Consider the following 26752-nt stretch of genomic DNA (forward strand, 5'->3'; position numbering starts at 1 on the left):
CCAAGGTAGCCCTGGCGTTGACACTCCGACCGCCCCGGGGCGAAGGTGAGCCCGGATGACCGAACCGCGCCTGGATGGTGTGATGCGCACGTTCACGAGGACCGCGATGCACGGCCGAGTGGTCTTCGGACCCGGTGCCGCCCGCTCCGCGCTGCCGAGCGAGGTCGCGGCGCTCGGCGTGTCGCGGGTGCTGCTGCTGGCGACCGAGCGGGGCGAGCCGCTCGCCCGGGAGCTGGCCGCCCCGCTGCCGGTCGTGGACGTATTCACCGGCGTGCGCGAGCACGTGCCGGCCGACGCGGCATGCGCGGCGCTGGACGCGGCCACCCGGTCGCATGTGGACTGTCTGCTCTCGGTCGGCGGCGGCTCGGCGGTCGGCACCGCCAAGGCGGTGGCGCTGACGATGCGGGTGCCGATCGTCGCCGTGCCGACCACGTACGCCGGCTCGGAGATGACGCCCGTGTGGGGGCGCACCGAGGTCGGCGAGAAGCGCACCGGCCGGTCGATGGACGTGCTGCCGCGCCTGGTCGTCTACGACCCCGAGCTCACCGCGGAGCTGCCGCCGGCGATCACCGCGACGAGCGGGCTGAACGCGCTGGCGCACGCCGTCTCGGGCCTGGGCGCCGACCCGGTCACCGCGCTCGTCGCGCGCGAGGCCGTGCGGGTGCTGTTCGACGGCCTGCCGAAGGCGGTCGACGGCGGGGACCGGACCGAGGTGACCTACGGCGCCTACCTCGCGGCGTCGGCGTTCGCGGTCGCCGGCTCGGGGCGCCACCACAAGTTGTGCCACCTGCTCGGCGGCACCTACGGCCTGCCGCACTCGCCGACGCACGCGGTGTTGCTGCCGTACACCTCGGCGGGGACCGTGGAAGGCGTGCGAGAACTGGCCGAGCGGATCGGCGCGCCGACGAGCCTGCGCTCGATCGGCATGCGGGAGAACGACATCGAGGACGCGGGCCGCCGCGCACCGGACGCCGCCGCGCTCCTGGCGGCCGCTTACGAGGGAAGGTGGCCGTTGTGAGCGGAGCTTGCGGAGCGAACCATCGAGCACAGGGCGACCGCGAGCGGCTCGACCGAGCCTGCGAGGGGGAGTCATGAGTCTCGAGGACGAGGTCGTTGCGAGCTTCGCGGAGGCGAAGAACGCGCGGTTCCGGGAGGTCACCACGAGCCTGGTGCGGCACCTGCACGCCTTCGTCGCGGACGTGCGGCTCACCGAGCTGGAGTGGGCCGGGGCGATCGACTTCCTCACCCGCACCGGGCAGAAGTCCGACGAGCGGCGCCAGGAGTTCATCCTGCTGTCCGACGTGCTCGGCGTGTCGATGGCGGTGATCGACGTGAACCACCCGACCGCCGGCAACGCCACCGAGTCGACCGTGCTCGGCCCGTTCTTCGTCCACGGCGCGCCGGAGTTCGCGCTCGGCGAGGACATCTCCGCCGGCGCCCCGGGCACACCGTGTTTCGTCGAGGGATCCGTGACGAACACGGACGGTGAGCCGATTCCCGGCGCGGTGCTGGACATCTGGCAGTCCGACGAGGACGGCCGCTACGACGTCCAGTACACCGACCTCGACGGCCCGCGCGGTCGTGGCCGGCTGCGCGCGGACGCCGAGGGCGAGTACTCGTTCTGGACGGTGCGTCCGCAGGCCTACCCGATCCCGGACGACGGTCCGGTGGGGGAGCTGCTCGCGGCGGGCGGCCGCGGCCCGATGCGCCCGGCCCACGTGCACTTCATGGTCGTCGCGCCCGGCCACCGGACCCTGGTGACGCACGTGTTCTCGTCGGACGGCGCGCACCTGGACGACGACGCGGTGTTCGGCGTGAAGCGGTCGCTGATCATCGACTTCGTCCGGCACGAGCCCGGCCGCGCGCCGGACGGACGGGAGCTGGCGGTGCCGTTCCACACGGCGCGGTTCGACGTCGTCCTCGCCCTTGACGGGAACGGGAACGGGGACGGTGTCGGGAGCGCCGGGTGGGACCCGGAGTAACCGGCGGCGACTCAGCGGGCGGCGGTTACCCTGAGAGCCGTGTCCGAACCACCACATTCTCGCCGTGCCGCCCTGCACACCCTCGGGTGTGCCCGCAACGAGGTCGACTCCGAGGAGCTCGCCGGCCGGCTGGCCGACGGCGGGTGGGAGCTGACCGACGGCGCGGACGCCGACGTGATCGTGGTGAACACCTGCGGCTTCGTCGAGTCGGCCAAGAAGGACTCCGTCGACGCGCTGCTGGAGGCGGCCGGCACCGGCGCGAAGGTGGTCGCGGTCGGCTGCATGGCGGAGCGGTACGGCGTCGAGCTTGCCGAGAGCCTGCCCGAGGCGGCCGCGGTGCTCGGCTTCGACCACTACCCGAACCTGGGCGAGCGGCTGGACGACGTGGTCGCCGGCCGGCCGCTCGCGTCCCACACGCCCGTCGACCGGCGCACGTTGCTGCCGATCACCCCGGTGCGGCGGTCGGCTTCGGACGTCTCGGTGCCCGGCCACGGCTGGGGTCCGCGGGTGCTGCGCAAGCGCCTCGACGACTCGCCGGTGGCCGCGCTGAAGATCGCGTCCGGCTGCGACCGGCGGTGCTCGTTCTGCGCGATCCCGTCCTACCGCGGCGCGTTCGTCTCGCGGTCGCCCGCCGAGATCGTGGCCGAGGCCGAGTGGCTCGCCGGGCAGGGCGCCCGCGAGCTGTTCCTGGTCAGCGAGAACTCCACGTCCTACGGCAAGGACCTCGGCCGCGAGCACGGCGGCCCGGACGCGCTGGAGCGGCTGCTGCCCCAACTGGCCGCGGTCGAGGGCGTCGACCGGGTGCGGGTGTCCTACCTGCAGCCCGCGGAGACCCGGCCGGGCCTGGTGCGGGCGATCGCCGGCACCGACGGCGTGGCCGACTACTTCGACATGTCCTTCCAGCACGCCAGCTCGACCGTGCTGCGCCGGATGCGCCGCTTCGGCGGCACCGAGTCGTTCCTCGCGCTGGTCGAGCAGATCCGCTCCTACGCGCCGCGGGCCGGCATCCGCAGCAACGTGATCGTCGGCTTCCCCGGTGAGACGGAGGAGGAGCTGGCCGAGCTGGAGCACTTCCTCACGGAGGCGCGCCTGGACGTGGTTGGCGTGTTCGGCTACTCCGACGAGGACAAGACCGAGGCGGAGAAGCTGCCGGGCAAGCTCGACCCGGCCGAGATCGCCGAGCGGGTCGCGCGGGTGACCGAGCTCATCGAGCAGCTCACCACGCAGCGGGCGGAGGACCGGATCGGCGACGAGGTGCTCGTGCTCGTCGAGCGGATCGAGGACGGGGAGTGCGCCGGGCGTGCCGCGCACCAGGGACCAGAGGTGGACGGCGAATGCCTGCTCACCGGTGAGGCGGAGCTGATGGTGGGCGACCTGGTTCGCGGCAAGGTGGTCGACGCGGCGGGTGTGGACCTGGTCGTCGCGTCGGTGGAGACGGTCTCGTCCGCCGAGGCTTCGTCATGAGTGCGACGCCAGCTGACGGAGCGACGCCCGAAGTGGGCGTGGCCGCGGTACGGGTGCCGCTGGTCAACATCGCCAACATCCTGACCGTCACGCGGCTGGCGCTGGTGCCGGTCTTCCTGCTGACACTGTTCGCCGCGGACGAGTCGACCGGCTGGCGGCTCGCCGCCGCGCTCGTGTTCGCCGTCGCGTCGATCACCGACCACGTCGACGGCCGGCTGGCCCGCAAGTTCGGGCTGGTCACCGACTTCGGCAAGGTCATCGACCCGATCGCGGACAAGGCGCTGACCGGCGCCGCGCTGTTCGGCCTGTCGATCCTCGGCGAGCTGCCGTGGTGGGTCACGCTCACCATCGCCGTCCGCGAGGTCGGCGTGACGCTGTTGCGGTTCTGGGTGATCCGCTACGGCGTGATCGCCGCCAGCCCCGGCGGGAAGGCGAAGACGCTCGCCCAGATCGTCGCGATCGGGATGTTCCTGCTGCCGCTGCCGGGCTGGTTCGACCCGGTCGAGTGGACGGCGATGGGCATCGCGCTGGTGTTGACGATCGTGACCGGCGTCGACTACGTCATCCGCGCGATCCGACTGCGAGCACGTGGCTAAGAACCCGCTCGCCGACCTGCTCGGCATCGACGCGGACGTCCTGGCCGATCTCGTCGCGACGCTGCGTGAGCGCGGGGAGACCGTCGCGACCGCCGAGTCGCTCACCGGCGGGCTGGTCGCCGCGGCGCTGACCAGCGTGCCCGGCTCGAGCGCGGTGGTGCGCGGCGGCGTGGTCGTCTACGCGACGCCGCTCAAGACCGACCTCGCCGGGGTGGACGCGGCGGCACTGGCCGAGCACGGCCCGGTGCACCCGCTGATCGCCGAGCAACTGGCCAAGGGCGCCCGCATCGCCTGCCGGTCGAGCTGGGGGATCGGGCTCACCGGGGTCGCCGGACCCGACCCGCAGGAGGGCGTGGAGCCGGGAGTGGTCCACTTGGCGGTATCCGGTTCCGCCGGAACGACGGTGCACACGGTCGGCATCGAGGGCAACCGCCACCAGGTCCGCGCGGGCGCCGTGCGTGGCGCGTTCGACCTGCTCAGGGCCCAGTTCGACGAGCCGGCGACGGACTGAGCTCGACTGCCGCTCCAGACTCGGGCGCTACCGTACGGGAACACCGGGACGCGCTCGGTCGTTCGCTTGTGGCGGACGCGTGGTGATGTCGCTGCCGAGGGTGGTGCCATCTCGGTAACGTTGTCACTGTGCCCGACCCGCCCCTCCGGGCGGTCGATCTTGTGGAGGGAGGCGCGCGATGGCCGTGCTGTTGCGTGAGGCGATCGGTGATCGGCTCCGTCATGCCCGCACCAACCAGCGCCGCACACTCCGGGAGGTCTCCCGCGCGGCGCGGGTGAGCCTGGGCTACCTCTCCGAGGTCGAGCGCGGGCGCAAGGAGGCGTCGAGCGAGCTGCTCGCCTCCATCTGCGACGCCCTGGAGCTGCCGCTGTCCCAGCTGCTGCACCACGTGGCGAGCGACATGGGCGTCATGGACTCGATGGACAACCCGGTGCCGGAGCCGACCGAGCGGCCGGAGCGGGCCGAGGCGCTGGACGGCGCGAACGAGGGTCCGCGCGCGTCGGTGGACGGCGTCGAGGGTGGCCGGCTGGTCCCGGCCGTGGTCGGCGACAACCTGGCCGACCTGCACATCCAGCCCGTGCTGAGCCACCGCATGGAGGCCTCCATCGGCGGCCGCACGATGGGTGCGGTGTTCGCCGCCTGATCTTCCTCGCGGACTAGACTCCGGGGCCGGACAAGGAACCCCGGAGGTCATGCTGATCGACACCGTGCTCATCGTCGTCCTCGTCGTGATCGGCATCGCGGCGGTGGTGAGCGTGCCGCTGATGATCCGCAGCACCCGCCGGCAGGTGGTCGAGGACGCGGCGCCGGGCGCGCGACAGCCGGCGCTCGGCAGTCCGGCACAGGTGTGGGTCTCCCGGGGCGAGCGGGTGTTGCGCGAGCTCGGCACCACGCTCGGTGAGCACGCCGCCCTGCACGGAGTCTCCGCCGACGCCGCCTCGGTCGTCGCCGAGCTGCGGCTGACCGCGAGCCAGGTCGCCGAGCTGGACCACGCCCTGGCGCGCATCCCCGTGCCGTCCCTGGAGGACGAGCGCCGCTCGCTCGCGACCGCTCTCGCCGAGGCGGACGGCAAGCCCGCCGAGGCGGACCTGGCCCGGTCGCACGAGGCGGTGTCCGCGCGGATCGCGGCCGCCGACCGACAGCGCGAGCAGCGAGACGCGCTGCTGGCGAAGATGCAGGCCACGGTCACCGAGCTGGAGCAGGCCCGCGACGAGCTCGCGGAGCTCATCGGGGGCACCGCCAGCGCTCTCACCTCGAACGACGACGCGACCGCGCAGCTCACGGGTAGGCTGGATGCCCTGCGGGAGGGCCTGGTGGAGGTGCGTCGGGTGACCAACCCTGAGATCGGACCGACTGGTCAGGGCTAACCCTGATTGGTACCTGATTTCGGTCGGGTCCAGTGGTGAGGACGCCCACGAACCTGACACGATGGAACCCACAGCGATGACGGGGCGTTGCCATACCGAGCAAGCGCCGGAGTGGCAGCCAGTAGCGGACCAGCACTGAGAAGGCAGGCGGAGGAGATGGCCAACCCGTTCGTGAAGTTCTGGAAGTACCTCATGGCGGCCTTCTCGTCGAAGATCGACGAGCACGCCGATCCGAAGGTACAGATCCAGCAGGCCATCGAGGAGGCCCAGCGCGCACACCAGGCGCTGTCCCAGCAGGCGGCCGCCGTGATCGGCAACCAGCGGCAGCTGGAGATGAAGCTCAACCGCCAGCTCGGCAACGTGGAGAAGCTCCAGTCCTCGGCGCGCCAGGCGCTGGTGCTCGCCGACGAGGCCCGGGCGAAGGGCGACGACGCGAAGGCCACGCAGTTCGAGCAGGCCGCGGAGTCGTTCGCGACGCAGCTCGTCACGGCGGAGCAGGACATCGAGGACCTCAAGACGCTGCACGACCAGGCGCTGCAGGCGGCCACGCAGGCCAAGCAGGCGGTCGAGCGCAACGCGATGATGCTGCAGAACAAGCTCGCCGAGCGCACGAAGCTGCTGAGCCAGCTCGAGCAGGCGAAGATGCAGGAGCAGGTCTCCAAGAGCCTCAACCAGATGAGCGAGCTGGCCGCGCCGGGCAACACGCCGTCGCTGGAGGAGGTCCGCGACAAGATCGAGAAGCGGTACACCACCGCCCTCGGCTCCGCGGAGCTCGCGTCGAACTCGGTGCAGGGCCGGATGATGGAGGTCCAGGCCTCGACCACGGAGATGGCCGGCCACTCGCGGCTGGAGCAGATCCGGGCGTCGATGGCCGGCGGTTCGGTCGCGCCGCAGGTCACCAGCGGCACGTCGGCCAAGGCCAGCCCGGCGGCCGCCACGTCGAACGTCGATGCCGAGATCGCGCAGCGCGTGGCCCAGGAGCAGAAGGCGAACGGGCAGACCAACTGACCCCGTCAGCTGTCCCTGAACCGAGGCCGTCCGAGGAGGTGTCGGCGCGATGCGCGGGCGCGAGCTGTACCAGCTGACCCAGCTGGCGAACCGGTACCTCAACAGCCAGGTCGTGGCGCAGGTCCAGGAGGCCTGGACGCGGCGCGGCGACGAGCAGGTACGGATCGAGCGCCAGCGGCGGCGCCTGGCCCGCAAGCGGGCGTGGGCGTCGCGCTGGCTCACGGCGTGGCTGGTGATCACCATGCTGTGCGGGCTGCTGATCGTCGGCGTGCTCACCGGCGCGGTGGCGGAGGGCGACGTGTCGGCCCTGTTCGGCGCGATCGCGGCCGCCATGGTCACGGCCGTGATCACGTTCCGTTCCACCCTCAAGCTGGCGATGTCGAAGAACGCCCAGCGCGAGTTCGACACCCGGCATCCGCCGCCGGGCCTGCCCGCCGCCGCGGCGGCCGCGCCGGCGGCCCTGCCGCCGAAGGGTTCCGCCGCTCGGGAGCCGATGCAGCGGCTCGCGGAGGCGGAGAAGGCGCTGGCCCAGGTGCTCGCCCAGCTGTCCGGGACGGCCAGCATGCCGGCCGCGGTGCCGGTCGAGTCGGTGGCGCAGGCGCAGACCACGAGCGCCGAGGCGGCGACCGCCCTGCGCGCGGTGTCCGGCCAGCTGGTGGCGGTCGAGTTGGCCAAGGACCACGCCCCGCCGCTGGAGCGAGGCCCGCTGGTGGAGGGCATCGCCCGGCTGCGCGAGCAGCTCGACGAGGGCCTGGACGGCTACCGGAGCCTGGTCGCCGCGGCGGGCCGGGTCGTGGCCGCGAGCTCGGCCCCGGGCCCGAAGCAGGAGCTCACCGAGGCGACGGACCACCTGGCCGGCCTGGCGGTGGCGCTGCGCGAGCTCTCCGACGCGGCGGGCTAGCCGGTCCGGTCGCGGGCCGGCAGCCGGTTGATCCGGCGGACGAGGCCGGGCCCGTGGTAGACGAAGCCGGTGTACAGCTGGACCAGCGCGGCGCCGGCGTCGAACATCCTGGCCGCGTCGTCGGCCGAAGCCACGCCGCCCACCCCGACCACCGGCAGCTCCGACCGCGCCGCCACGAACGACACCACCTCGAGCGCCCGGCCGAACAGCGGCCGCCCGGACAACCCGCCGACCTCGGTCGCCGCACTGTCCACAGAAGACAGTCCGGCCCGCGAAAGGGTCGTGTTCGTCGCGATCACGCCCGCGACGCCGCGCTCGTGGCACACCGACAGCACGTCCTCGATGGCCGGCAACGACAGGTCCGGCGCGATCTTCACCAGCACCGGCCGTCCGTGTGCCTCCGGCACCACCGCAGCGAGCAGCGCGTCCAGCGCGGCCCGGTCCTGCAGCCCACGCAGGCCGGGAGTGTTCGGCGAGCTGACATTCACCGCGAAGTAGTCCGCGTACGGCCACAGCACTCGCACCGACGAGACGTAGTCCGCCTCGGCATCGGTGGCCACCTTTGACTTCCCGACGCTGATCCCCACCGGCACGGGCGCCGGCCCCAGGAGCCGCAGCCGCTCGGCGAGGGCGGCGGCGCCGCGGTTGTTGAACCCCATCCGGTTGATCACCGCCTCGCTCGCCGGCAGTCGGTACAGCCGCGGCCGGGGGTTGCCCGGCTGCGGGTGCCAGGTCACCGTGCCGAGCTCGACGAAGCCGAACCCCAACGCCGGCCAGCCGCGGACCGCCACGCCGTCCTTGTCCATCCCAGCCGCGAGCCCGACCAGCCCGGGGAAGCGCACCCCGAACACCGTCCGCGGCGTCGACGCCCCGTAGAACCGGCGCGACGGGCGGGTCGCCGGGCGCACCCGGCCGAGCCGGGACACGAGCGCGACCGTCCGCTCGTGGGCGACCTCGGGGTCGAACCGGAACAACGCGCGACGCAGAACGTGCTGGTAGACCACCCGTCCATCGTTTCATCGCGGCCGAGGCGCCAAGATGGTGGTGTGCCCGAGACAGTCGACCTGGATTCCGCCGCCGAGGAGCTCTACGCCGGCTCGCGGGAGGACTTCACGCCCCGCCGCAAGGAGCTCGCCAAGGCCGCGAAGACGGCCGGCGACGCCAAGCTCGCCGCGACCATCGACAAGCTGGCCAAGCCGACGACGTCGGCCTGGCTCGCCAACCAGCTCGCGCGGGACGCGAGCTCGGACGTCGACGAGGTGGCCGATCTCGGCGACGCGCTGCGCGAGGCGCATGCCAACCTGTCCGGCGCCGACCTGAAGTCCTTGTCCCAGAAGCGAACCCAGCTGGTGAACCTGCTGGTCAAGCAGGCCGGCAAGCTCAACGGGTCGCCGCTCACCGAGTCGGTCATGCGCGAGCTCGAGGACATCTTCACGACCGCCATCGCCGACGCGGACATCGCGCGCGTGCTGCTGGCGGGCCGGCTGACATCGGCGAAGGACCTCGCCGCCACGGCCGCCGCGTGGCCCGAGGCCTCCGGCGACCGCGCGCCGGTCGCCCGCCCGGCCCGGCCCGCGAAGGCCACCAAGGAGAAGTCCAAGGACCTGTCCGACAAGGAGCGGGCCGCGCGCGACGAGAAGCTCGCCAAGGCCCGCGAGGAGCTGGAGCGGGCGCGGTCGACGGTCAAGGAGGCCGAGGCCGACCGGGCCGAGGAGGAGCGCATCCTCACCGAGGCGCAGCGGTTGGCCGACCAGGCGACCGAGGAGGTGCGGCGCGTCTACGAGGAGCTCGACGCCGCGGAGAACCGGGAGAAGGAGGCGCGCCGGCGGGTCGGCTCGGCGAGCCGGTCGGTGAAGGACGCCGAGCGCCGGGCCAGCCAGGCGTGGCGGCTCGTGCAGCAGGCGGAGCGGGCGCTCGAGGAACTGTCTTGAGGACGGCAGACGGCCCCCGGGCTGCTCCGGCGATCGAAGATCGCCGGCTCAGGGTCGGACTACGCCCCTGAGAGCACCGAGGGCCGGGTGACTGCCTGGTATTCGCCGACCACACCGCGCGTCTACGGCACCGGGTCGAGCCCGATGTCAGCCGTGTTGCGCAGCCGGCCAATCCACGTTCCGGTTCGGGTGGTCCTTAGCGGACAGCCACCTCACGAGTCCGTAGTGAATACACTGTTGGACCACCTCCTCTCTCGTGTACCCGCGACACTACGTGCTTCGGCCGCGACGCGACAAAGGTTTTCGCGCGATTCAACTCTTGGCCGAACCACCGCTCCGTCACTCTGCCGAGTCGATCTAGCCCGATCGGCTGGTGATAGATTCGCGCCCTGACCTACCGGCAGTCGCCGGATGAACCCGAAGGGCCATCCTCACGATGGGGTCCCCCCTGCAGAGTGCACACGGACGGGTGGCGCTTGGTGCCGCCATCTGCGCCGTGACGGCCGCCCTCTTCGCGGTCGGCCTGTTGGGTGGGGAGCCGAGCCCGCGGCCGTCGGCGGGGGAGCGGGCCGCCGTCGAGCCGGTGCCGCCGGGACAGCAGCCGCGGCCCGCCGGCGCCCCGGCCACCTCCGCCTCGTCGGGCACGTCGACGTCGGGCTCCACCACCACCACGACCACGACCACCACGACGACGACCACCACGACCACCCGGGACCGTCCGGACGTCCCCGTCGACACCGAGACCGAAGAGCCGCCGCCACCGCCCGCGACCACCACGAACGACCCGGCGGCCCCGACGACGACCACCTGCTCGTCGCTGATCTGCGTCGGCTGAGCGAGGCCGGTTCTCGGCGTCGGTTCTCGGCGTCGGTTCTCGGCGTCGGTTCTCGGTGTCAGTCTCGGTGTCGGTTGTCCGCGTCAGTTCTCCGCGACGACGTTCGCGTCGGTGTCGCCGTCGGTCTCGTCGACGCCGGCGTCGGTGTCCGTGTCGCCGTCGGTGTCCGTGTCGCTGTCCATGTCGCTGTCCGGCCAGCTCTCGGTCCGGTGCCGGCCGCGGCCGCTGGTCCGCAACACCCGCGCCAGCAACAGGTTCAGCGCCAGCGACACCTCGCGGGCGCCCGGCGTGCCCCACTGGTGGATCGGCACGAACGCGCCCTGCGCCTGCTGCACCGCGAGCCGGTCCGGCAGCGCCACCGGCATCACCAGCCGGCCGAAGTGCTCGCGCAGCTCGGCGATCCGGTACTGGTGTTCGTAGGACTGCGGCCGCACGCGGTTGACCACGACGCCGAGCGGCGAGAGGACCGGGTTGTGCTCCTCCCGCGCCTTCTCCACCGCCTCGAACGCCCGCTGCGCGCCGGACACCGCGAACAGCGTCGGCTCGGTGACGAGCAGCGCGCCGTGCGCGGCCATCAGCGCCGAGCGGGTCAGCCGGCCCAGCGAGGGCGGGCAGTCCAGCAGCACCAGCTGGTAGGGCAGCTCTCCGTCGGCGAGCAGCGGGCCGAGCTCGGTCAGCGCCCGGCTGAGCTTCTCCAGCCGCCGCAGGTCCCCGTCCTGGTCGTTGAGCAGCTCGAGGGTCTCCGAGCCGACGAGCACGTCGACCTCCTCGCCCCAGCCGCTGCGTGCGATGGCGGCCCGCAGCACCGCGGGTCTCGGGGTCTCCAGTACGTCGGCGAGCGTGGCGGCGGTGTCTTCCGGGTCGAGCGTGGCCGTGGCGTTGCACTGCGGGTCGAGGTCGACCACGAGCGTGCGTGCGCCACGGCGCAGCGCTGCCGAGGCAAGGCCGAGCACGATGGTGGTCTTGCCGACACCACCCTTGAGGCTGAGCACTGCCACCGTTTGCACGGGGTGCACCCTACGGGGCCTACCCTGTGCCTCCATGCGACCGGATGCAGTTCGCCTCGCGCTCGACGCCGAGTTGGCCGCCGCGCGCGGCAGGCGGGGCGACGCCGCACCCCGGGTGCTCGACGTCGGCGGTGGTAGCGGCGTGCTGGCCGTGCCGCTGGCCGCCGCGGGCTGTGTGGTGACCGTCATCGAGCCGAACCCGAACGCGCTCGCGACGCTGCACCGACGCGCCGCCGACGCCGGCGTCGCCGACCGGATCACCCCGCTGCAGGCCGACAGCGACGCGCTCGGCCAGGTCGTCGCGGCGGGCAGCGCGGACCTGGTCGTCGCGCACGGGGTCCTCGAGGTCGTGGACGACCCGAAGAACACGGTGGCCGCCATGGCCGAGGCCCTCGCCCCGGGCGGGGCGGTGTCGGTGGTCGTCGCCAACCGCACCGCGACCTTGCTGCACTTCGCGATCGCCGGCCGGCTCGCCGAGGCCCAGGCACTCGCCGAGGACCCGGCCGGCCGGCTGCCGGACGAGCCGCTGCTGCGCCGCTTCGACACCGACGGGCTGACCCGCCTGCTCACCGACGCGGGCCTGGTCGTCGAGCGGCTGCAGGGGCAGGGCGTGCTCACCGACCTCGTCCCGGGTGCGGTGCTGCGGGATCCCGGCGCCGAGCAGTCCCTCGCCGAGCTGGAGCGCCGCCTCGCCGGCACCGCGCCGCTGCGGGACATCGCGACCCGGCTGCACGCGGTCGCGCGCCGCAGGCAGTAACCGCGCGCGCAAGCCGTAACCGCGCGCCGCGCGCCGGATTTGTCGGTGCCGTCTGACAAGCTCGTGCCATGGGGCGCAGTGGGGACCTGCCGCGCGGGCTCGTCGACCGGTACAAGGCCCGCGACGGCGTGTGGCCGGACGACACCGGCTGCACCGTCCTGCACGTCGACATGGACGCCTTCTACGCCTCGGTCGAGATCCGCGAGCGGCCGGAGCTCGTGGCGCGCCCGGTCGTGGTCGGCGGCACCGGCGGCCGGGGTGTGGTCAGCTCGGCCAACTACATCGCCCGCACCTTCGGCGTCCGCTCCGCGATGCCGACCGCGCACGCTCGCCGGCTCTGTCCCGAGGCGGTGTTCCTGCCGCCGACCTTCCCGCTGTACCAGGAGGTCTCGGCCGGTGTGATGGCGATCTTCCGGGACGTCACGCCGCTGGTCGAGCCGCTGAGCCTGGACGAGGCGTTCCTCGATGTTGCCGGCGCGCTGCGGCGGCTGCGTATCTCTCCGGGCGAGATCGCCGAGCAGGTTCGCGCGCGCGTCGTCGCCGAGAACGGGATCACCTGCTCGGTCGGTGTCGCGGCTACCAAGTTCGTCGCGAAGCTCGCGTCGGGACTGTGCAAGCCGGACGGCATGCTGGTCGTGCCGCACGACGAGGCGCTCGAGTTCCTGCACCCGCTGCCGGTGTCCGCGCTGTGGGGCGTGGGCAAGCGGACCGCCGAGCGGATGACGGCGGTGGGCCTCAACCGGATCGGCGACGTAGCCGCCACCCCGCTGCCGCGGCTGCGCCGCACGCTCGGCAACGCCGTCGCCGAGCACCTGCACGCGCTGGCCAACGGCCTCGACCACCGGGCGGTGGAGCCGGAGTCGGTGGAGAAGTCGGTCGGCGCAGAGGAGACGTTCGAGGTCGACCACACCGACCGCGGCGTGCTCCGGGAGGAGCTGCTGCGTTTGTCGGAGAAGACGGCGGCGGCGCTGCGCGGGCGCGGCCTGCGCGGCCGAACCGTGTCGATCAAGGTGCGGTTCGCCGACTTCACGACGATCACGCGGTCCCGCACGCTGCCGGTGGCCACCGACGTCACGCAGGAGATCTACCGGACCGCGTGCCGGCTGCTCGATGAGCAGACCCCGCCGGGCGCGGTGCGGCTCATCGGCGTGCGCATGGAGCAGCTGGGCGACCACGGCGCCGAGCAGCTGTTCCTGGACGCGCCCGCACGTGGTTGGCGAGACGCCGACCAGGCCGCCGACCAGGCCCGGGCCCGCTTCGGCCGCGCCGCCATCCGCCCGGCCACCCTGCTGGGCCGCAACAGGTCCGGCGCCTTGGGCTCCGCCGCTTCGGGTGCCGCCTCACGTGACGAGACCGGTGAGCACCCGGTCCACTAGGCCGCACGCCGCCGGCCGTCAGCAGTCGTAGCTGGCGTTCGGGTGGACGCGTTCGCAGTAGCGGACGTGCAGGTGGTTGTCGTGGTTGGGGAACTCGGTCGTCAGACCCTCGGCGATCAGCACCGGGTCGTTGAAGAAGACCAGCTTCACGTGGCCGGGCGCGGTGTCGCGGATGGACCGGACCAGGGCGCGGGTGGCGGCCTGGTCGTAGGTGGGGGACTGCCAGGTGATGCGGCCCGCCGTGCACTGGGCGCTGTCCGTGCGGATCGGCCAGAGGTCGATGTCCATGCCCACGTGGTGGCTGCCGTGCCCGGGGATGTCGCCGCCGTGCTCGAAGCCCGCGTCGCCCAGCGGGACCTTGCCGTGGCCGGTGAACGCCCGCGTCGCGGCCTCCAGCTGCCCGATCGACGCGCCGGTCGCCCAGTTCGCCGTGCCGTTGCCGTCCGGGTCCTGGTCGCACATGTTGGCCCCGAGGTCCGGGTAGTCGTAGTGCCACACCAGGTTCTGCCACGTCGTCGGCCCGACCACGCCGTCCACCCCGATCCCGGCGTGCTGCTGGAACGACCGCACCGCGTCCGCCACCTCCGCGTCGAACGCGCCGTCCACCGCCAGCGACAGCCGGCTCTTCGCGTTCAGCTCCACCTGCAGGGCTCGCACGGCCGGTCCCGACGCGCCCTGCGACAGCTGCGGCACGAGCCTGCCCCACGTCGCCGGGCCGACGATGCCGTCGACGCCGAGCCCGTTGGCGTTCTGGAACGACCGGACCGCGGAGTCGGTCGACGCGCCGAACACGCCGTCGGTCGGCGCCGAGTTGCCGTGGTGGGCCAGGAGATGCTGCAGGGCAAGCACGTCCGCGCCCCGGTTGCCGGTGTTCTGCGTCGGGAAGAAGGCCCCGGGGAAGGCGCTCGCCGGCAGGCTCAGCAGCAGGGAGGCGGCCACCGCGAGGGCAGCGGCGAGCGCCAGGGAAGCGCGGCGGAGAGTGACCATGGGAGCACACTATGGTGAACAAGCACCGCTGAGGCAACCATCTCCGTTAGGTATTCACAAATGCTCATCCGCCCAGCTCGGGCGCTAGAATCGGTGGACATGGCGGACTCTGTGATGGCGAACGTGTTGCTGTTCGCGCTCGCGGTGCTCGGCCCGGCGCTGGTGTTCTGGTTGTTGGTCCGGATGCCGCGCATGGTGGACGTCCTCGGCGAGCGCATCCGCCGCCGCCGAGCGGTGCCGACCGGCCTGCCCATCGAGCAGCTCGCCGCGGACCTGCGCCGGGTGCACCGCCTGCTCGTGCAGACTCCCGACGGCACGCCGATGGTCCGCCGCATCGCCACCCGCGACGCCTACGACGAGCTCCTCCGGCAGGCGTGCGCGGCCGTCGAGGTCCGCCACGACCTCGACGCGCTGCCCGAGGGCATCGAGCGGAACATGGAGCGGCTGCGCGTCGAGGAGGCCCTGCGCTCCGCCGGCCTCACGATCCCGTGACCAAGACCGGCAGCAGGGTGCCCAGCTGGTCGCGCAGCACGAAGGCGGCCAGCCGGTCGTAGGGCGTCTCCGAGCCGTTGCAGATCACGACCGTGGCACCGGCCCGCGCGGCGAGCCCGACCAGCCCGGCCGCCGGCTGCACGGCGAGCGAGCTCCCGGCCACGAGCAGCAGGTCGCAGGTCACCGCCGCGTCCCGGGCCCGCGCCAGCACCTCGACGTCCAGCGCCTGGCCGAACGAGATCGTCGCCGACTTGAGGATCCCGCCGCACTCCAGGCACGGCGGGTCGGCCTCGCCCGCCTCGACCCGCTCCAGCGCGGCCCGCATCGGCCGGCGGTCGCCGCAGGACAGGCAGACCGTGTCGAAAATCGAGCCGTGCAGCTCGACCACGAGGTCCGGGCCGGACCCCGCCCGCTGGTGCAGCCCGTCGATGTTCTGGGTGAGGATCGCGCGCAGCCGCCCGGCCTCCTCGAGCGCCACGAGCGAGCGGTGCGCGGCGTTGGGCCGTGCCTCCCACGCCGGGTGGGCCAGGCGCGCCCGCCACGAGCGCAGCCGGACCGCCGGATCGTCCCGGTAGGCCTGCAGGTTCGACATCCGCTCGCTGCCGGGGTCGCGCGTCCAGAGCCCGTCGGGCCCGCGGAAGTCGGGGATGCCCGACTCGGTCGAGATGCCGGCGCCGGACAGCACGGCGATCCTGCTCGCCGCGGCGACCGTGGCCACCGCGTCCGCGACGTCGTCGGCCGCCCTCATCCGACCCACGCGAGCAGGTCGTCGACCGTCTTCGTGTTGATCACCCGGTCGGCCGGCACGCCACACTCCTCGGCCCGCTCGCAGCCGTAGGGCAGCCAGTCCAGCTGGCCGGGGGCGTGCGCGTCGCTGTCGATCGAGAACACGCAGCCGGTCTCGAGGGCCAGCTCGAGCAGCCGGCGCGGCGGGTCCAACCGGTCGGGCCGGCAGTTGATCTCCACGGCGACGCCGAGGTCGCGGCAGGCGGCGAACACCTCCGTGGCCTCGAACTCCGACTCCGGGCGGCCGCGGCCCAGGACCTTGCGGCCGGTGCAGTGGCCGAGGATGTCCGTGTGCGGGTTCTCGACGGCCGCGAGCATCCGCTTGGTCATCTCGGCCTTGGACATCCGCAGCTTGGAGTGCACGCTCGCGACGACCACGTCCAGCCGGGCGAGCAGCTCGGGCGTCTGGTCCAGCGCGCCGTCGTCGAGGATGTCGACCTCGATGCCGGTGAGGATCCGGAACGGGGCGAGCTCGCGGTTGAGCTCGGCGACGACGTCGAGCTGGCGCGCCAGCCGCTCGGCGGACAGCCCGTTCGCGACGGTGAGCCGGGGCGAGTGGTCGGTCAGCACCATCCAGTCGTGGCCGAGGAGGACGGCGGTCTCGGCCATCTCGCGGATGGGGCTGCCGCCGTCGGACCACTCCGAGTGGGTGTGGCAGTCGCCGCGCAGCTCCGCGCGCAGCGCCTCCCCGCCGGCGACCGGCGCGATGCCCTGCTCGAGCAGCCGCGCCAGGTAGGCCGGCGTGTCGCCGCGGGCGGACTCGGAGATGACGCCGGCCGTGGTGCGCCCGATGCCGGGCAGGTCGGTCAGCGTGCCGGCCCGCAGCCGGCCGTCCAGCTCACCCTCGCGAAGGCCCGCCACGACGCCCGCGGCACGACGGAACGCCTGCACCTTGTGGGTGGGCTCGCCGCCGCGTTCCAGCAGGAAGGCGATCTGGCGAAGCGCGCGACCGGGATCCATTCAGCCCACCTGCGCGCGCTCGACCGGGCTAGTGGCACACTCTCTTCTGGCCGGGTTTAGCTGACACATACGACCATGATTCCGGATCGGGTAGTCGCGAAGGCTCGCGGCTCGTATCCTGGAGGGTGACGCCCCCGGAGCGGGGCGCCCGCCGGGTCCGGCGGCCAAGTCAGACCGTGATCGCCCGGCGCTCGCGACCGCTGTGCCGGAGGAGGAACGAATGCCACTCTCCGAGCACGAGCAGCGACTGCTCGACCAGATCGAGCGTGCGCTCTACGCCGAGGATCCCAAGTTCGCATCCACGGTGCGTGGCGCTCGCCTGCGGCGTCCATCCCGGCGTCGACGCCTTCAGGGCATCGCACTGTTCGTGCTGGGTGTCGCGCTTCTGGTGCTGGGAGTGATCCTGCCGCTGAAGCCTGGCGGCGTCCCGGTGGTCAGTTTGCTCGGCTTCCTGGTCATGTTCCTCGGTGCGTTGCTCACGCTCTCCGCCTTGCGACAAGGCGGCGGCGAGGGCGAGGAGGGCGCCGAGGAGTCCGCGGGCGGTGGATCGCCCAAGGCACGCCGCAGCTCGTTCTCCCAGCGAATGGAGGACCGCTTCCGCAAGCGGTTCGACGAGGAACCGTAAGGCCCCGGTTCCACCCAGACCGTCGGGCGCCCTGGCCGGCCCGTCGGTTCCTCGCGCGTGACATCGACCGCATCCCGACTGTTTCCACGTCCCCGTGAGGCAACATCGGAACGGCACCCGTCATCCATTTGATGGAGGTTTGCCGTGAGTCTGCGGATTCCTGAACACGCCCAATGGACGCGAGTGGCCGAGCGAGTCGCCGAGGTGGCTCCCGCCGGATTCTCCGGCGACCGGCTGCGCAACCTGTACGAAGGACGCTGGCAGGACGCGGGCGAACGCTCCCCGATGATCACCCCGGTCGACCAGACCGGCCTCGGCCAGCTGTCCAAAGTGGATGAACCGACCGCTCTCAAGGCCGTCACGGCCGCCCACCAGCAGCACCAGGAGTGGGCCCGGGTGCCGCTGGCCGACCGCAAGGCACGGGTGCTCGCCGCGGTCGAGGCGATGTCCGAGGTCCGCGACGACCTCGCACTGCTGCTCGCCTGGGAGATCGGCAAGCCGTGGAAGCTCGCGTGCGCCGACGTCGACCGGGCGCTCGACGGCGTGCGGTGGTACCTGGACAACATCGACGAGATGCTCGCGACCGACGCGGCCGGCCGCCCGTTCGAGCGGGCGCCGCTGTCCGGTCCGGTGAGCAACATCGCGAGCTGGAACTACCCGATGTCGGTACTGGTGCACGCCGAGCTGGTGCAGCTGCTCGCCGGCAACGCGGTGATCGCCAAGACGCCGACCCAGGGCGGCGCGGTCTGCCTGACCGTCGCGCACGCGCTGATGAACGACGCCGGCCTGCCGGTCACACTGCTCTCCGGCGACGGCTCGAAGCTCTCCGACGCGCTGGTCCGCTCGATGGAGCTCGGCGCGCTGGCGTTCGTCGGCGGCCGGGACAACGGCGGCAAGGTCGCGGCCCAGCTCGTCGACACCGGCAAGCGCCACATGCTGGAGCAGGAGGGCCTGAACTGCTGGGGCATCTGGGAGTTCTCCGACTGGGACGGCCTCGCCAAGCACCTGAAGAAGGGCTTCGAGTACGCGAAGCAGCGCTGCACGGCCTACCCGCGGTTCGTGGTCCAGCGCGGCCTCGTCGACGCCTTCCTCGCCACCTACCTCCCCGTGGTCCAGTCGATCCGGTTCGGCCACCCGCTCGCGGTCGAGGCCGACGAGGCCGAGCCCGAGCTCCCGGTGCTGGACTTCGGCCCGATGATCTCCTCGGCCAAGGCGACGGACCTGCGCATGCGGGTCGACGAGGCGCTGCACCACGGCGCGGTACCGCTCTACCGCGGTTCGCTCGACCAGGGCCGCTTCCTGCCGGGTCAGGACACCTCGGCCTACGTCGCGCCGACCACGCTGCTCGCCCCGCCCGGCGCCAGCCGGCTGATGCACGAGGAGCCGTTCGGCCCGGTGGACACGATCGTCGTGGTGGACACCCAGGCGGAGCTGCTGGCGCAGATGAACGCGTCCAACGGCGCGCTGGTGGCGAGCCTCGCCTGTGACGACCCGGAGCTCGCCGACCAGCTGGCCCAGCACGTGCAGGCGTTCAAGGTCGGCGTGAACAAGCCGCGCTCCCGGGGCGACCGCGCGGAGCCGTTCGGCGGCCGCGGCGGCTCGTGGAAGGGCGCCTTCGTCGGCGGTGTGCATCTGGTGCACGCGGTCACCCAGGGCCCGGCGGACGAGCTGCTGTACGGCAACTTCCCGGACTACAACCGGTACCCGGCGGTCTGACCCGCGGCATGGCGGGCCGACCTCCCAGGTACGCCGGGGGCGGCCGACCACCGGATCCAGGCGTTCAACTTTCGCGTATTCCTCACGAAGGGACACGCCGCTGATGAGGCGAACCTTCCTCAACTTCAAGCCACACCACCCACCCCAGCCGCAGCTCACCAACCGCTGAACCAGAGCCAGACCATCAACCGCTGATCCCGAGCATCGTCCACACAGGACAGCGCCCGGTTCACCGACCTGACTGTCGTGCCTTGGCTCGCCGGCGGCGCACGATCGAGCGGGGGACGAGCCGAGCCCGCCACCCCAGCGGGTCCGTGCGGCGCATGCCCGTGATCAGCGTGTCGAACGCCTTGCCGAGCCTCGGGTCCGACTGTGTGCTGCCGCCGTACCAGGAGCGCTCCACCTCGCTGACCACCGTGCGCAGCGCCTGCTTGCCCTCGTCGTCCAGCTCGTGCTCGGTGGCCAGGCGGCGGGCGGCGACGCGGACCGTCTCCGTGTCGTTGACCTCCGCGCCCCGATCGGTGGACTCGGCGAGCAGCTCGGCCCACGCCGACGTCGCCGCGGACGGGCCGTTCGTGTGCACCTCGTGCCGGCGGGACAGCCGCTGGCGCTCACGCACCAGCCCGGGCGCCGCCGCGATCAGCAGCACCACCACGAGCGCGGCCAGCCACCACGACACGATCGCGGCGGCGAACACGATCGTCAGCGTCCAGCCCGCGGCCGCGAGCGGCACCGTCAGCCGGCGTCGCCGCCCGGCCGCCGCCAGCACGGTGGCCGCGATCGACAACGCGGTCAGGGCGAACACGGTCAGCCACGGCCAGCTCGGCGCGTTGTCCTGCTCCCCGCCGTTCGCGCCTGCGCCGGCCTGGTCGTCGCGCTGGTCCTCCGGGTTCTGCGTCGGCCCGGCCGGCACCGACGGGGCCGGAGAGCGGCTCTGCTGGTTCTCCGGGTCGTCCTCCGGGCCCCGGGAGCCGCTCTCGGAGGCGTAGGGCGGGGAGTAGGACGTGCCGTCGGACAGCGGCGTCGGGTCCCACTGCACCCAGCCGAGCCCGGGGAAGAACACCTCGACCCACGCGTGCGCGTTCTGCGTGGTGATCGACCGGTAGTCGCCCGACTCGAAGCCCGCCGTGTAGCCCATCGCCACCCGGGACGGGATGCCGGCCGCACGCAGCAGGATCCCCATCGACGACGCGTACTGCTCGCAGAAACCGGTCTTGCTGCGGAACAGGAAGTCGGTCAGGGCGTCCTCGTCGCTGCCGGTCGCGGTCTGGGTCTCGTACACGAACCCGTTGCCGGGGTCGAAGTAGTCCTTGATCGCCTCGACCTTGTCGAACGTCGAGCCGCGGCCCGCGGTCAGCTCGTTGGCCAGCCGGCGCACCCGCGGGTTGATGTTGTCGTCGAAGGTGTACCGCTCGTCGATGTCGCCGGGGATCGCCGGCCGCGCGTTGCGCAGCTGCTCGGCGGTCGGCTGGCTGAGGTCGGCCTCCTCGACGTAGGTCGGCAGCGTCAGCTCGTCCTGGCCGTAGAGCATGCCGCCGACCGGGTCGTAGCGGATGCCCTCGGGCAGGTCCCGCATCTGTCGCGGGTTGCCGAACACGGGCGCCCAGCGGTCCCTGGAGTTGACCGGCTCGATCTCGATCTCGACGGTGTCCGCCGACGGACCGAAGTTCTCCTGCCCGTACGGCGGGGGCAGCGGCCGGTCGGCGGGGACGCCGTTCGGCAGCCGGTTGGCGCCGCCCCAGCCGCCGTTGCCGTTGTAGTCCCCGAGGGTCAGCGCGCGCAGGTAGCGGCCCTCGTCGCCGAGGTTGCGGACCCGGAACAGCTCGACGTTGCCCTCCTGGTCGAGCATGCCGCGCAGCTGGGTGAACGGGTTGAGGCCGAGGCCGCCCTGCCCGCCGCCGTTCTGCCCGCCCGGCAGCTGGCCGACGGTGCCGATGAACGTCACGGTGCCGCCCGCGAACAGCGCGATCGCCACGGCGCCCGACACCAGTGCGGCCGGCGAGCCGACGCCGCCGCCGGTGCCCTGCACGGTCGGCCGGTTGCGCCACTGCTGGTGGCGGTGCGCGCCGTCGACGGCCAGCAGTGCCGCGAAGGAGATCGCGCCGAGCACGAACGCCCACCACGGCAGCATCTGGTCGGCGAGGGAGGCCGGCACCGCGTAGACGCACAGCAGCACCAGGCCGCACGCGGCGGGGGTGCCGGCCGACACCGCGAGCGTGTCGACGAGCACGGCGACCAGCCCGATCGCGACGACCACGAGGCAGAGCACGGCCGGTGACGCCTCGACCGGTGGCACGCCGGTCTGCACGACCTCGATGGAGGTGCGCAGGACGCCCCCGAGCTCGGCGACCGAGTCGGGGCCGGGGAACAGCCCGAGCACCGCGCTGTCGGTGAACAGCGCGACCAGCAGGCAAAGCAACGCGAACATCTGGCCGAAGCCGACCGCCAGGATCGGCGTGCGCACCGCGCGCAAGCCCAGGCCCACCGCGGTGATCACGGTGACCGCCACGCCGGCGTAGCCCCAGAAGCGCAGCCCGTCGATCACCCCGGCGAGCGCGAGCGACGCGCACAGCGTGGTCACCGCGGCCACCACGGGGGTGACGGTCATCGACCACTGCTGGGAGGTCAGCTCGTTGCCGGTGGTCGGCGGAGGCGGCGGGCCCTGCTGGCCGGGCGGTCCGGACCGGCCGGGCGGGCGCATCGTGGGAGCACTCACTGGCCAACTCCGGTGATCATCGCGTCGTTGCGGCTGCCGCCGGTGCGGCAGACGGTGGCCCAGGTGGCGGTCATCGGGGTGCTCGGGCGGGCCACCGTCACGCCCCAGCCCGTCCCGCGCAGCAGCGCGCTGGCCCCGTCGATGTCGGTCTCCTCGCCGTCCGCGGGCGCGCCTTCCGGCCCGTTCGTGCCCCACGCCGCCGTGTCCAGCAGGACGGCGAGGCTGCGGGTGCCGCGGGCGCGCTGGCTGATGAGCTGGCTCAGCGAGTCCGGCGTCGTGGCGCCGAGGATCGCGATCAGCTCCTGGCCGTGGCCGGGGTCGTTCATCGCGCCGATCTCGTGCTGCGGCGTGGCCTGCAGCGCGGCGAGCGCGTCGAGCACCGCGTTGTCGTTGTGGGCGCCGTCGCCGGTGTCGCTGACGATCATCCGGCCGCTCTCGGTCACCAGCCGGATCCGCTGGCCGTAGCGGTGCAAGTGCAGGCAGATGCTCGCGGCGAAGGACACCGCCCACTCGAACGAGGCCGTCGTGCCCGCGCCCCGGTGCGCGCCCGCCCGATGGTCCAGCAGCACGGTCGTGCCGCCGCGCCACGGGCGCTCCTCGACCCGCACCATCATCTCGTCCCGCTTGGCGGTCGAGCGCCAGTGCACCTTGCGCAGGTCGTCGCCCTGCCGGTACGGACGCACGATCGCGTCGTCCTCGCCCTGCCCGGCCGCCAGCCGCACCGAACCGTCATCACCGGAGCCCAGGCCGGACCCGCCGGGCACGCCACTGAGCTTGACGATTCGGGGCACCACGATCAGCCGGGACGTGTGCGCGAGCTCGCGCTCGAACTCGGCCAGCCCGAACGGATCGGTGATCGTCGCCTTGAGCGGGCCCAGCTGCTGGATGCCCCGCAGCATCGGCTGCACCGCGTACCGCAGCCGGGTGCCGGTGTGCCGGGGCAGGTGCTCGATGACGAACCGGGGCTTGCCGCCCAGCGAGTACGGCACCCCGTCGGAGACCAGCAGGCCGCCGGTGGGCAGCCGGCCTGTGCTGCGAATGTGCAGCGAGACCTCCGCCCGCCCGCCGACCGGCACCCGGATCGGCACGATCTGGCGCTGCGCGTGCAGCCCGACCCGGGCCACCGCCGTGAGGAAGCAGACGAGCAGCGGCAGCGAGATCACGAACACGGACACGCGAAGCAGGTCCCGCTCGTTGAGGATGACCGAGCACAGCGCGGCGGCCATTCCCGCGGCGAGCAGGCACCGGCCACGCGTCGTCAACCCGGACAGCGCCCCGCGCACCGGCAGCGCCACGACCCGCCTACCTGTTCCGGGTCCAGTGCGCGTTCGGGTCCGGGGCCGCCTGCGGCACCGGTACCCGCTGCACGAGCGCGCGGATCAGCTCCGCGGTCGACCGGCGGCCGGCCTGCGCCTCGGGCGTCAGCACCAACCGGTGCGCGAGGACCGGCACGGCCACCGCGTGGATGTCGTCGGGCACCACGAAGTCGCGGCCGGACAGCGCCGCCTGCGCGCGGGCCGCGCGCACCAGGTGCAGGGTCGACCGCGGCGAGGCCCCGATGCGGATCTCGGGCAGCCGGCGGGTGGTCGACGAGAGCTCGACGGCGTAGCGGCGCACGTCGGGAGAGAGCTTGACCGCGCGCACGGTCTCGATCAGCTTGCGCACCTGGTCGGCGTGCGAGACCGGCTGCAGGTCCGCGAGCGGGTTGTGCCCGGCGTGCTCGTCGACCATCGCGAGCTCGGCGGCCGGGTCGGGGTAGCCGATCGACACGCGCGCGGTGAACCGGTCCCGCTGAGCCTCCGGCAGCGCGTAGGTGCCCTCCATCTCGATGGGGTTCTGGGTCGCGATGACCATGAACGGCGCCTCGAGCTGGTAGGTGTTCGTGTCGACGGTGACCTGCTCCTCCTCCATGCACTCGAGCAGCGCCGACTGCGTCTTGGGGGAGGCGCGGTTGATCTCGTCGCCGACGACGATGTTGGCGAACACCGGGCCGGGCCGGAACTCGAAGTCGTTGGTCTGCCGGTTGAAGATCGACACACCGGTCACGTCGCTGGGCAGCAGGTCCGGCGTGAACTGGATGCGGCTGACCGTGCAGTCGATGGAGCGGGCGAGGGCCTTCGCGAGCGAGGTCTTGCCGACGCCCGGCACGTCCTCGACCAGGAGGTGCCCCTCGGCGAGCAACGTCACGAGCGCGATCCGCACCACCTCGGGCTTGCCGACGAGCACCCGCTCGACGTTGGCCGCGATGCGCTGGGCTGTGGCGTTGAGCTCGTCGAGCGGGGAGGCGGACCGGTAGTGGTTGTTGACCGGCTCGGTCGGTTGTCCTGCGTATGGCTCTCCGCCGGGAGCTGCCGCGTAGTGGTTTCCGGGCAGCGCCGACGGCGGCGTACTGGACGTCACGCGACCTCCTGATGGTCTTTCTCCGGCGCAAGACTGCTACGAAGTGTGTCAAACCGCTGAGAAGTGTGTCCCCTCATTGTCTACGCCTTTCGGCGGGTTCGTGGTGCGGATCTTGTGAATGCTCCGTTCGCGAGCACAGCGGCCGCACACCGCCCTCCACACCGCCCAGCACGGCGTCTCCTCGGCGTGCCCCACGGGCGTCCCCACTTCGCCCCCCAGCGGACCCTCGACCGTCATGTTCCCCAGGACGCGCCGGCTCCCCGCGGGGTTGATCGGGAGTTCGTCGTTCCTCGGCGGGCACCCGGTCGGGGGAGTCCCACCACCATCCCCCACCCACCACCACGGCCGTTCACCTGCGGAAACAGCAGGTGCATCGTGATCAATCCGGCCGATTCGACGTTGACTGTGGTGAAAAGTGGGGTACGGTGGCCGCAAGTGGGGCGCAAGGGGGCCTCATGACTGGCTCACAGGGGCCGGTGGGGAGGTGGGTGACCGATGTTTCTCGGCACGCACACCCCCAAGTTGGACGACAAGGGGCGGCTCACGCTGCCTGCCAAGTTCCGAGATCCGCTCGCGGGTGGGCTGATGGTCACCAAGGGCCAGGACCACTGCCTGTACGTGTTCCCACGCGCGGAGTTCGAGGAGATGGCACGCAAGGTGGCAGCGGCGCCCCTGACGAACGAGGCGGTCCGCGCCTATCAGCGGTACCTGTTCGCCGGAACCGACGAACAGCGACCGGATGGGCAGGGGCGGATCGCGATCGCACCGGAGCTGCGGCGTTATGCCGGGCTCACCAAGGAGTGCGTGGTCATCGGTGCGATCACCCGCCTGGAGATCTGGGACGCGCAAGCGTGGCAGACCTACCTGGACGAGCACGAGGACAGCTACTCCCAAGCCGCGGAGGAGGTCCTGCCCGGGGTGTTCTGACCCCGGGCGGCTCGAGGTGGGGATGGCGGGTGCCGTGAGGCCTCGGTCCGCTCGCTTTCGGTCCTGGCGCACCTTCCCCGGTGCCAGGGACGACGAGCGGGCGGGGACCTGTCGGCACCCGTCCGGTCGACTTGTCGGCATGTCGCCGAGTCGGCTTGTCGTCTTGTCGTCGCAACGGGAGGCGAGACCGCGGAAGGGGGGTGGACCATGTCGACCGCGCATGTGCCGGTGCTGTTGGAACGGGTGCTCGCGCTGTTCGAGCCGGCGCTGTCCGACCGCCCGGCGGTACTCGTCGACGCGACTCTCGGACTCGGCGGACACGCCGACGCGCTGCTGTCCGCGCACCCCGCGCTGACCCTGGTCGGCCTCGACCGCGACCCGAACGCACTCGCCCGGTCCGGCGAGCGGCTGGCCCGCCACGGCGACCGGGTCCACCTCGTGCACGCCGTCTACGACGAGCTGCCGTCCGTGCTGGCCGACCTGGGGCACCGTGCGACGGGGTCGGTCGACGGCGTGCTGATGGACCTCGGGGTGTCCTCCATGCAGCTCGACGTGGCCGAGCGGGGCTTCGCCTACTCGCGGGACGCGCCGCTGGACATGCGGATGGACCCGACCGCGGAGCTGACCGCGGCCGAGGTGCTGAACACCTACCCGGCGGCGGACCTCGCCCGGGTGCTGCGGGACTACGGCGAGGAGCGGTTCGCGCGGCGGATCGCCGACGCCGTCGTCGCGGCGCGGGCAAAGGAGCCGTTCACGCGCAGCGGGCGGCTGGTCGAGCTGCTGTACGACGCGGTGCCGGCGGCCAGCCGGCGGACCGGCGGGCATCCGGCCAAGCGGACGTTCCAGGCGCTGCGCATCGAGGTCAACGGCGAGCTCGCCGCGTTGGGCCGGGCGATGCCCGCGGCGCTGGCGGCCTTGCGGGTCGGCGGCCGGATCGTCGTCGAGTCGTACCACTCGCTGGAGGACCGGCTGGTCAAGCGGTCGCTGGCGGAGCTCGCGAAGTCGCGGACGCCGCCCGGGGTGCCGGTCGAGCTGCCGGGGCACGGTCCGCAGTTGCGCCTGCTGACGCGGGGCGCGGAGCAGGCGGACGAGCAGGAACGGGAGCACAACTCGCGCGCGGCGTCGGTTCGCCTGCGCGCGGCGGAGCGCATTCAGGAGGCGGCAGCATGACGGCACCGACCCGAGCCAAGCCGGCACGCACCGCCACCCGCGGCGGCGCGGAGTCCGAGCGCGGCCGATCCGGTTCCACCGGCCTGCTGCGCCGCTTCGGCATCGTCTTCGAACGCCGCCGTGCGGACTCGGCCGGCGACCGCCGCTCGGCTGCCACCGACCGCCGCCGCACGGGCGCCGCCGGCGAGAGCCGGCACTCGGCTTCCGCCGGCGACCGTCGGCGTGGCGACTCCGGCGC

At 72.7% G+C, this 26752-nt stretch carries 27 protein-coding genes; 19 read left to right on the forward strand and 8 right to left on the reverse strand.

The features are described from left to right. Positions 1–55 precede the first annotated feature (55 nt). The 9 genes from ACRDSK_RS06330 to pspM all read left to right on the forward strand — a co-directional run bounded on the left by ACRDSK_RS06330 (position 56) and on the right by pspM (position 7829). Positions 56–1018 carry an iron-containing alcohol dehydrogenase gene (locus ACRDSK_RS06330; protein WP_431438988.1) on the forward strand — a complete coding sequence of 321 codons (963 nt, stop codon included), beginning with the start codon at positions 56–58 and terminating at the stop codon, positions 1016–1018. A 73-nt stretch (positions 1019–1091) separates the two neighbouring features. Continuing rightward, on the forward strand, positions 1092–1982 hold the full coding sequence (locus tag ACRDSK_RS06335; RefSeq protein WP_431438989.1) for an intradiol ring-cleavage dioxygenase: 891 nt from the start codon (positions 1092–1094) through the stop codon (positions 1980–1982). A 39-nt stretch (positions 1983–2021) separates the two neighbouring features. After that, a complete protein-coding gene (gene rimO, locus ACRDSK_RS06340) occupies positions 2022–3446 on the forward strand; it encodes a 30S ribosomal protein S12 methylthiotransferase RimO (RefSeq protein WP_431438990.1) in 1425 nt (474 codons plus the stop codon). Continuing rightward, a complete protein-coding gene (gene pgsA / locus ACRDSK_RS06345) occupies positions 3443–4042 on the forward strand; it encodes a CDP-diacylglycerol--glycerol-3-phosphate 3-phosphatidyltransferase (protein ID WP_431438991.1) in 600 nt (199 codons plus the stop codon). Before rimO ends, pgsA begins: the two co-directional genes overlap by 4 nt. Next, positions 4035–4553, forward strand: a complete 519-nt coding sequence (locus ACRDSK_RS06350; RefSeq protein ID WP_431438992.1) for a CinA family protein — start codon at positions 4035–4037, stop codon at positions 4551–4553. The genes pgsA and ACRDSK_RS06350 overlap by 8 nt, the downstream gene beginning before the upstream one ends. A gap of 178 nt (positions 4554–4731) precedes the next feature. Continuing rightward, positions 4732–5196, forward strand: a complete 465-nt coding sequence (locus ACRDSK_RS06355; protein WP_431438993.1) for a helix-turn-helix domain-containing protein — start codon at positions 4732–4734, stop codon at positions 5194–5196. A 49-nt stretch (positions 5197–5245) separates the two neighbouring features. Continuing rightward, positions 5246–5920, forward strand: a complete 675-nt coding sequence (locus ACRDSK_RS06360; protein ID WP_431438994.1) for a hypothetical protein — start codon at positions 5246–5248, stop codon at positions 5918–5920. 156 nt (positions 5921–6076) lie between these two features. Further along, complete coding sequence (locus ACRDSK_RS06365; RefSeq protein WP_431438995.1) at positions 6077–6928, forward strand: PspA/IM30 family protein; 852 nt, start codon at positions 6077–6079, stop codon at positions 6926–6928. 49 nt (positions 6929–6977) lie between these two features. Then, entirely contained in the window at positions 6978–7829 is an 852-nt protein-coding gene (pspM, locus tag ACRDSK_RS06370) for a phage shock envelope stress response protein PspM (RefSeq protein WP_431438996.1), read from the forward strand. On the opposite strand, the gene ACRDSK_RS06375 is transcribed toward pspM, so the two are convergent. Continuing rightward, positions 7826–8833 carry a quinone-dependent dihydroorotate dehydrogenase gene (locus ACRDSK_RS06375; protein WP_431438997.1) on the reverse strand — a complete coding sequence of 336 codons (1008 nt, stop codon included), beginning with the start codon at positions 8831–8833 and terminating at the stop codon, positions 7826–7828. The genes pspM and ACRDSK_RS06375 overlap by 4 nt on opposite strands. Positions 8834–8875: 42 nt before the next feature. Here ACRDSK_RS06375 and ACRDSK_RS06380 point away from each other — a divergent pair, with 42 nt between their 5' ends. Together ACRDSK_RS06380 and ACRDSK_RS06385 are read left to right on the forward strand one after the other, a co-directional pair. Further along, positions 8876–9760 (forward strand): hypothetical protein, encoded by an 885-nt coding sequence (locus ACRDSK_RS06380; RefSeq protein ID WP_431438998.1) that lies wholly within the window; start codon positions 8876–8878, stop codon positions 9758–9760. A 496-nt stretch (positions 9761–10256) separates the two neighbouring features. Next, a complete protein-coding gene (locus ACRDSK_RS06385) occupies positions 10257–10595 on the forward strand; it encodes a hypothetical protein (protein ID WP_431438999.1) in 339 nt (112 codons plus the stop codon). A gap of 83 nt (positions 10596–10678) precedes the next feature. Here the strand turns inward: ACRDSK_RS06385 and ACRDSK_RS06390 are convergent, their stop codons facing one another. After that, positions 10679–11602 (reverse strand): ParA family protein, encoded by a 924-nt coding sequence (locus ACRDSK_RS06390; protein ID WP_431439000.1) that lies wholly within the window; start codon positions 11600–11602, stop codon positions 10679–10681. A gap of 34 nt (positions 11603–11636) precedes the next feature. Between ACRDSK_RS06390 and ACRDSK_RS06395 the strand changes: the two genes are divergently transcribed. Both ACRDSK_RS06395 and ACRDSK_RS06400 read left to right on the forward strand, forming a co-directional pair. Next, positions 11637–12359, forward strand: coding sequence for a class I SAM-dependent methyltransferase (locus tag ACRDSK_RS06395; RefSeq protein ID WP_431439001.1), 723 nt, complete (start codon positions 11637–11639; stop codon positions 12357–12359). A gap of 68 nt (positions 12360–12427) precedes the next feature. Further along, positions 12428–13735, forward strand: a complete 1308-nt coding sequence (locus tag ACRDSK_RS06400) for a DNA polymerase IV (RefSeq protein ID WP_431439002.1) — start codon at positions 12428–12430, stop codon at positions 13733–13735. A gap of 18 nt (positions 13736–13753) precedes the next feature. Here ACRDSK_RS06400 and ACRDSK_RS06405 read toward each other — a convergent pair whose 3' ends face one another. After that, complete coding sequence (locus tag ACRDSK_RS06405) at positions 13754–14722, reverse strand: peptidoglycan-binding domain-containing protein (protein WP_431439003.1); 969 nt, start codon at positions 14720–14722, stop codon at positions 13754–13756. 99 nt (positions 14723–14821) lie between these two features. Between ACRDSK_RS06405 and ACRDSK_RS06410 the strand changes: the two genes are divergently transcribed. Beyond that, complete coding sequence (locus ACRDSK_RS06410; RefSeq protein ID WP_431439004.1) at positions 14822–15214, forward strand: hypothetical protein; 393 nt, start codon at positions 14822–14824, stop codon at positions 15212–15214. Here ACRDSK_RS06410 and ACRDSK_RS06415 read toward each other — a convergent pair. Both ACRDSK_RS06415 and ACRDSK_RS06420 read right to left on the reverse strand, forming a co-directional pair. Continuing rightward, positions 15201–15962, reverse strand: coding sequence for an SIR2 family NAD-dependent protein deacylase (locus ACRDSK_RS06415; RefSeq protein ID WP_431439005.1), 762 nt, complete (start codon positions 15960–15962; stop codon positions 15201–15203). The genes ACRDSK_RS06410 and ACRDSK_RS06415 overlap by 14 nt on opposite strands. Next, positions 15959–16960 (reverse strand): PHP domain-containing protein, encoded by a 1002-nt coding sequence (locus ACRDSK_RS06420; protein ID WP_431439006.1) that lies wholly within the window; start codon positions 16958–16960, stop codon positions 15959–15961. The genes ACRDSK_RS06415 and ACRDSK_RS06420 overlap by 4 nt, the downstream gene beginning before the upstream one ends. A 220-nt stretch (positions 16961–17180) precedes the next feature. Here ACRDSK_RS06420 and ACRDSK_RS06425 point away from each other — a divergent pair, with 220 nt between their 5' ends. Both ACRDSK_RS06425 and ACRDSK_RS06430 read left to right on the forward strand, forming a co-directional pair. Next, the gene (locus tag ACRDSK_RS06425; protein WP_431439007.1) at positions 17181–17585 is read left to right on the forward strand and encodes a DUF3040 domain-containing protein; all 405 of its coding nucleotides are present in this window, start codon (positions 17181–17183) and stop codon (positions 17583–17585) included. 183 nt (positions 17586–17768) lie between these two features. After that, positions 17769–19301 carry an aldehyde dehydrogenase family protein gene (locus ACRDSK_RS06430; RefSeq protein ID WP_431439008.1) on the forward strand — a complete coding sequence of 511 codons (1533 nt, stop codon included), beginning with the start codon at positions 17769–17771 and terminating at the stop codon, positions 19299–19301. Positions 19302–19530: 229 nt separating this feature from the next. Here ACRDSK_RS06430 and ACRDSK_RS06435 read toward each other — a convergent pair whose 3' ends face one another. From ACRDSK_RS06435 to ACRDSK_RS06445, 3 genes are read right to left on the reverse strand one after another with little or no spacing between them, the layout of a single operon-like run. Further along, positions 19531–22017: a transglutaminaseTgpA domain-containing protein gene (locus tag ACRDSK_RS06435; protein ID WP_431439009.1), complete on the reverse strand. Its 2487-nt coding sequence runs from the start codon at positions 22015–22017 to the stop codon at positions 19531–19533. Beyond that, positions 22014–23300, reverse strand: coding sequence for a DUF58 domain-containing protein (locus ACRDSK_RS06440; protein ID WP_431439016.1), 1287 nt, complete (start codon positions 23298–23300; stop codon positions 22014–22016). Before ACRDSK_RS06440 ends, ACRDSK_RS06435 begins: the two co-directional genes overlap by 4 nt. Positions 23301–23319: 19 nt before the next feature. After that, entirely contained in the window at positions 23320–24417 is a 1098-nt protein-coding gene (locus ACRDSK_RS06445) for an AAA family ATPase (RefSeq protein WP_431439010.1), read from the reverse strand. A gap of 495 nt (positions 24418–24912) precedes the next feature. Here ACRDSK_RS06445 and mraZ point away from each other — a divergent pair, with 495 nt between their 5' ends. The 3 genes from mraZ to ACRDSK_RS06460 form a co-directional block, all read left to right on the forward strand. Then, a complete protein-coding gene (mraZ, locus tag ACRDSK_RS06450) occupies positions 24913–25344 on the forward strand; it encodes a division/cell wall cluster transcriptional repressor MraZ (protein WP_431439011.1) in 432 nt (143 codons plus the stop codon). Positions 25345–25551: 207 nt separating this feature from the next. Next, on the forward strand, positions 25552–26514 hold the full coding sequence (rsmH, locus tag ACRDSK_RS06455) for a 16S rRNA (cytosine(1402)-N(4))-methyltransferase RsmH (protein ID WP_431439012.1): 963 nt from the start codon (positions 25552–25554) through the stop codon (positions 26512–26514). Next, on the forward strand, positions 26511–26752 hold a 242-nt coding region (locus ACRDSK_RS06460), incomplete at its 3' end, for a hypothetical protein (RefSeq protein WP_431439013.1). The genes rsmH and ACRDSK_RS06460, both read left to right, overlap by 4 nt.

The sequence above is a fragment of the Actinophytocola sp. genome (assembly GCF_050699915.1).
GTDB lineage: Bacteria > Actinomycetota > Actinomycetes > Mycobacteriales > Pseudonocardiaceae > Actinophytocola.

Excerpts from the sequence above, each read along its gene's own strand:
- ACRDSK_RS06330 (WP_431438988.1), top strand. The coding sequence starts at position 56 with ATGACCGAACCGCGCCTGGATGGTGTGATGCGCACGTTCACGAGGACC.
- ACRDSK_RS06335 (WP_431438989.1), top strand. The coding sequence starts at position 1,092 with ATGAGTCTCGAGGACGAGGTCGTTGCGAGCTTCGCGGAGGCGAAGAAC.
- pgsA (WP_431438991.1), top strand. The coding sequence starts at position 3,443 with ATGAGTGCGACGCCAGCTGACGGAGCGACGCCCGAAGTGGGCGTGGCC.
- ACRDSK_RS06355 (WP_431438993.1), top strand. The coding sequence starts at position 4,732 with ATGGCCGTGCTGTTGCGTGAGGCGATCGGTGATCGGCTCCGTCATGCC.
- ACRDSK_RS06360 (WP_431438994.1), top strand. The coding sequence starts at position 5,246 with ATGCTGATCGACACCGTGCTCATCGTCGTCCTCGTCGTGATCGGCATC.
- ACRDSK_RS06365 (WP_431438995.1), top strand. The coding sequence starts at position 6,077 with ATGGCCAACCCGTTCGTGAAGTTCTGGAAGTACCTCATGGCGGCCTTC.
- pspM (WP_431438996.1), top strand. The coding sequence starts at position 6,978 with ATGCGCGGGCGCGAGCTGTACCAGCTGACCCAGCTGGCGAACCGGTAC.
- ACRDSK_RS06395 (WP_431439001.1), top strand. The coding sequence starts at position 11,637 with ATGCGACCGGATGCAGTTCGCCTCGCGCTCGACGCCGAGTTGGCCGCC.
- ACRDSK_RS06400 (WP_431439002.1), top strand. The coding sequence starts at position 12,428 with ATGGGGCGCAGTGGGGACCTGCCGCGCGGGCTCGTCGACCGGTACAAG.
- ACRDSK_RS06405 (WP_431439003.1), bottom strand. The coding sequence starts at position 14,722 with ATGGTCACTCTCCGCCGCGCTTCCCTGGCGCTCGCCGCTGCCCTCGCG.
- ACRDSK_RS06410 (WP_431439004.1), top strand. The coding sequence starts at position 14,822 with ATGGCGGACTCTGTGATGGCGAACGTGTTGCTGTTCGCGCTCGCGGTG.
- ACRDSK_RS06415 (WP_431439005.1), bottom strand. The coding sequence starts at position 15,962 with ATGAGGGCGGCCGACGACGTCGCGGACGCGGTGGCCACGGTCGCCGCG.
- ACRDSK_RS06420 (WP_431439006.1), bottom strand. The coding sequence starts at position 16,960 with ATGGATCCCGGTCGCGCGCTTCGCCAGATCGCCTTCCTGCTGGAACGC.
- ACRDSK_RS06425 (WP_431439007.1), top strand. The coding sequence starts at position 17,181 with ATGCCACTCTCCGAGCACGAGCAGCGACTGCTCGACCAGATCGAGCGT.
- mraZ (WP_431439011.1), top strand. The coding sequence starts at position 24,913 with ATGTTTCTCGGCACGCACACCCCCAAGTTGGACGACAAGGGGCGGCTC.
- rsmH (WP_431439012.1), top strand. The coding sequence starts at position 25,552 with ATGTCGACCGCGCATGTGCCGGTGCTGTTGGAACGGGTGCTCGCGCTG.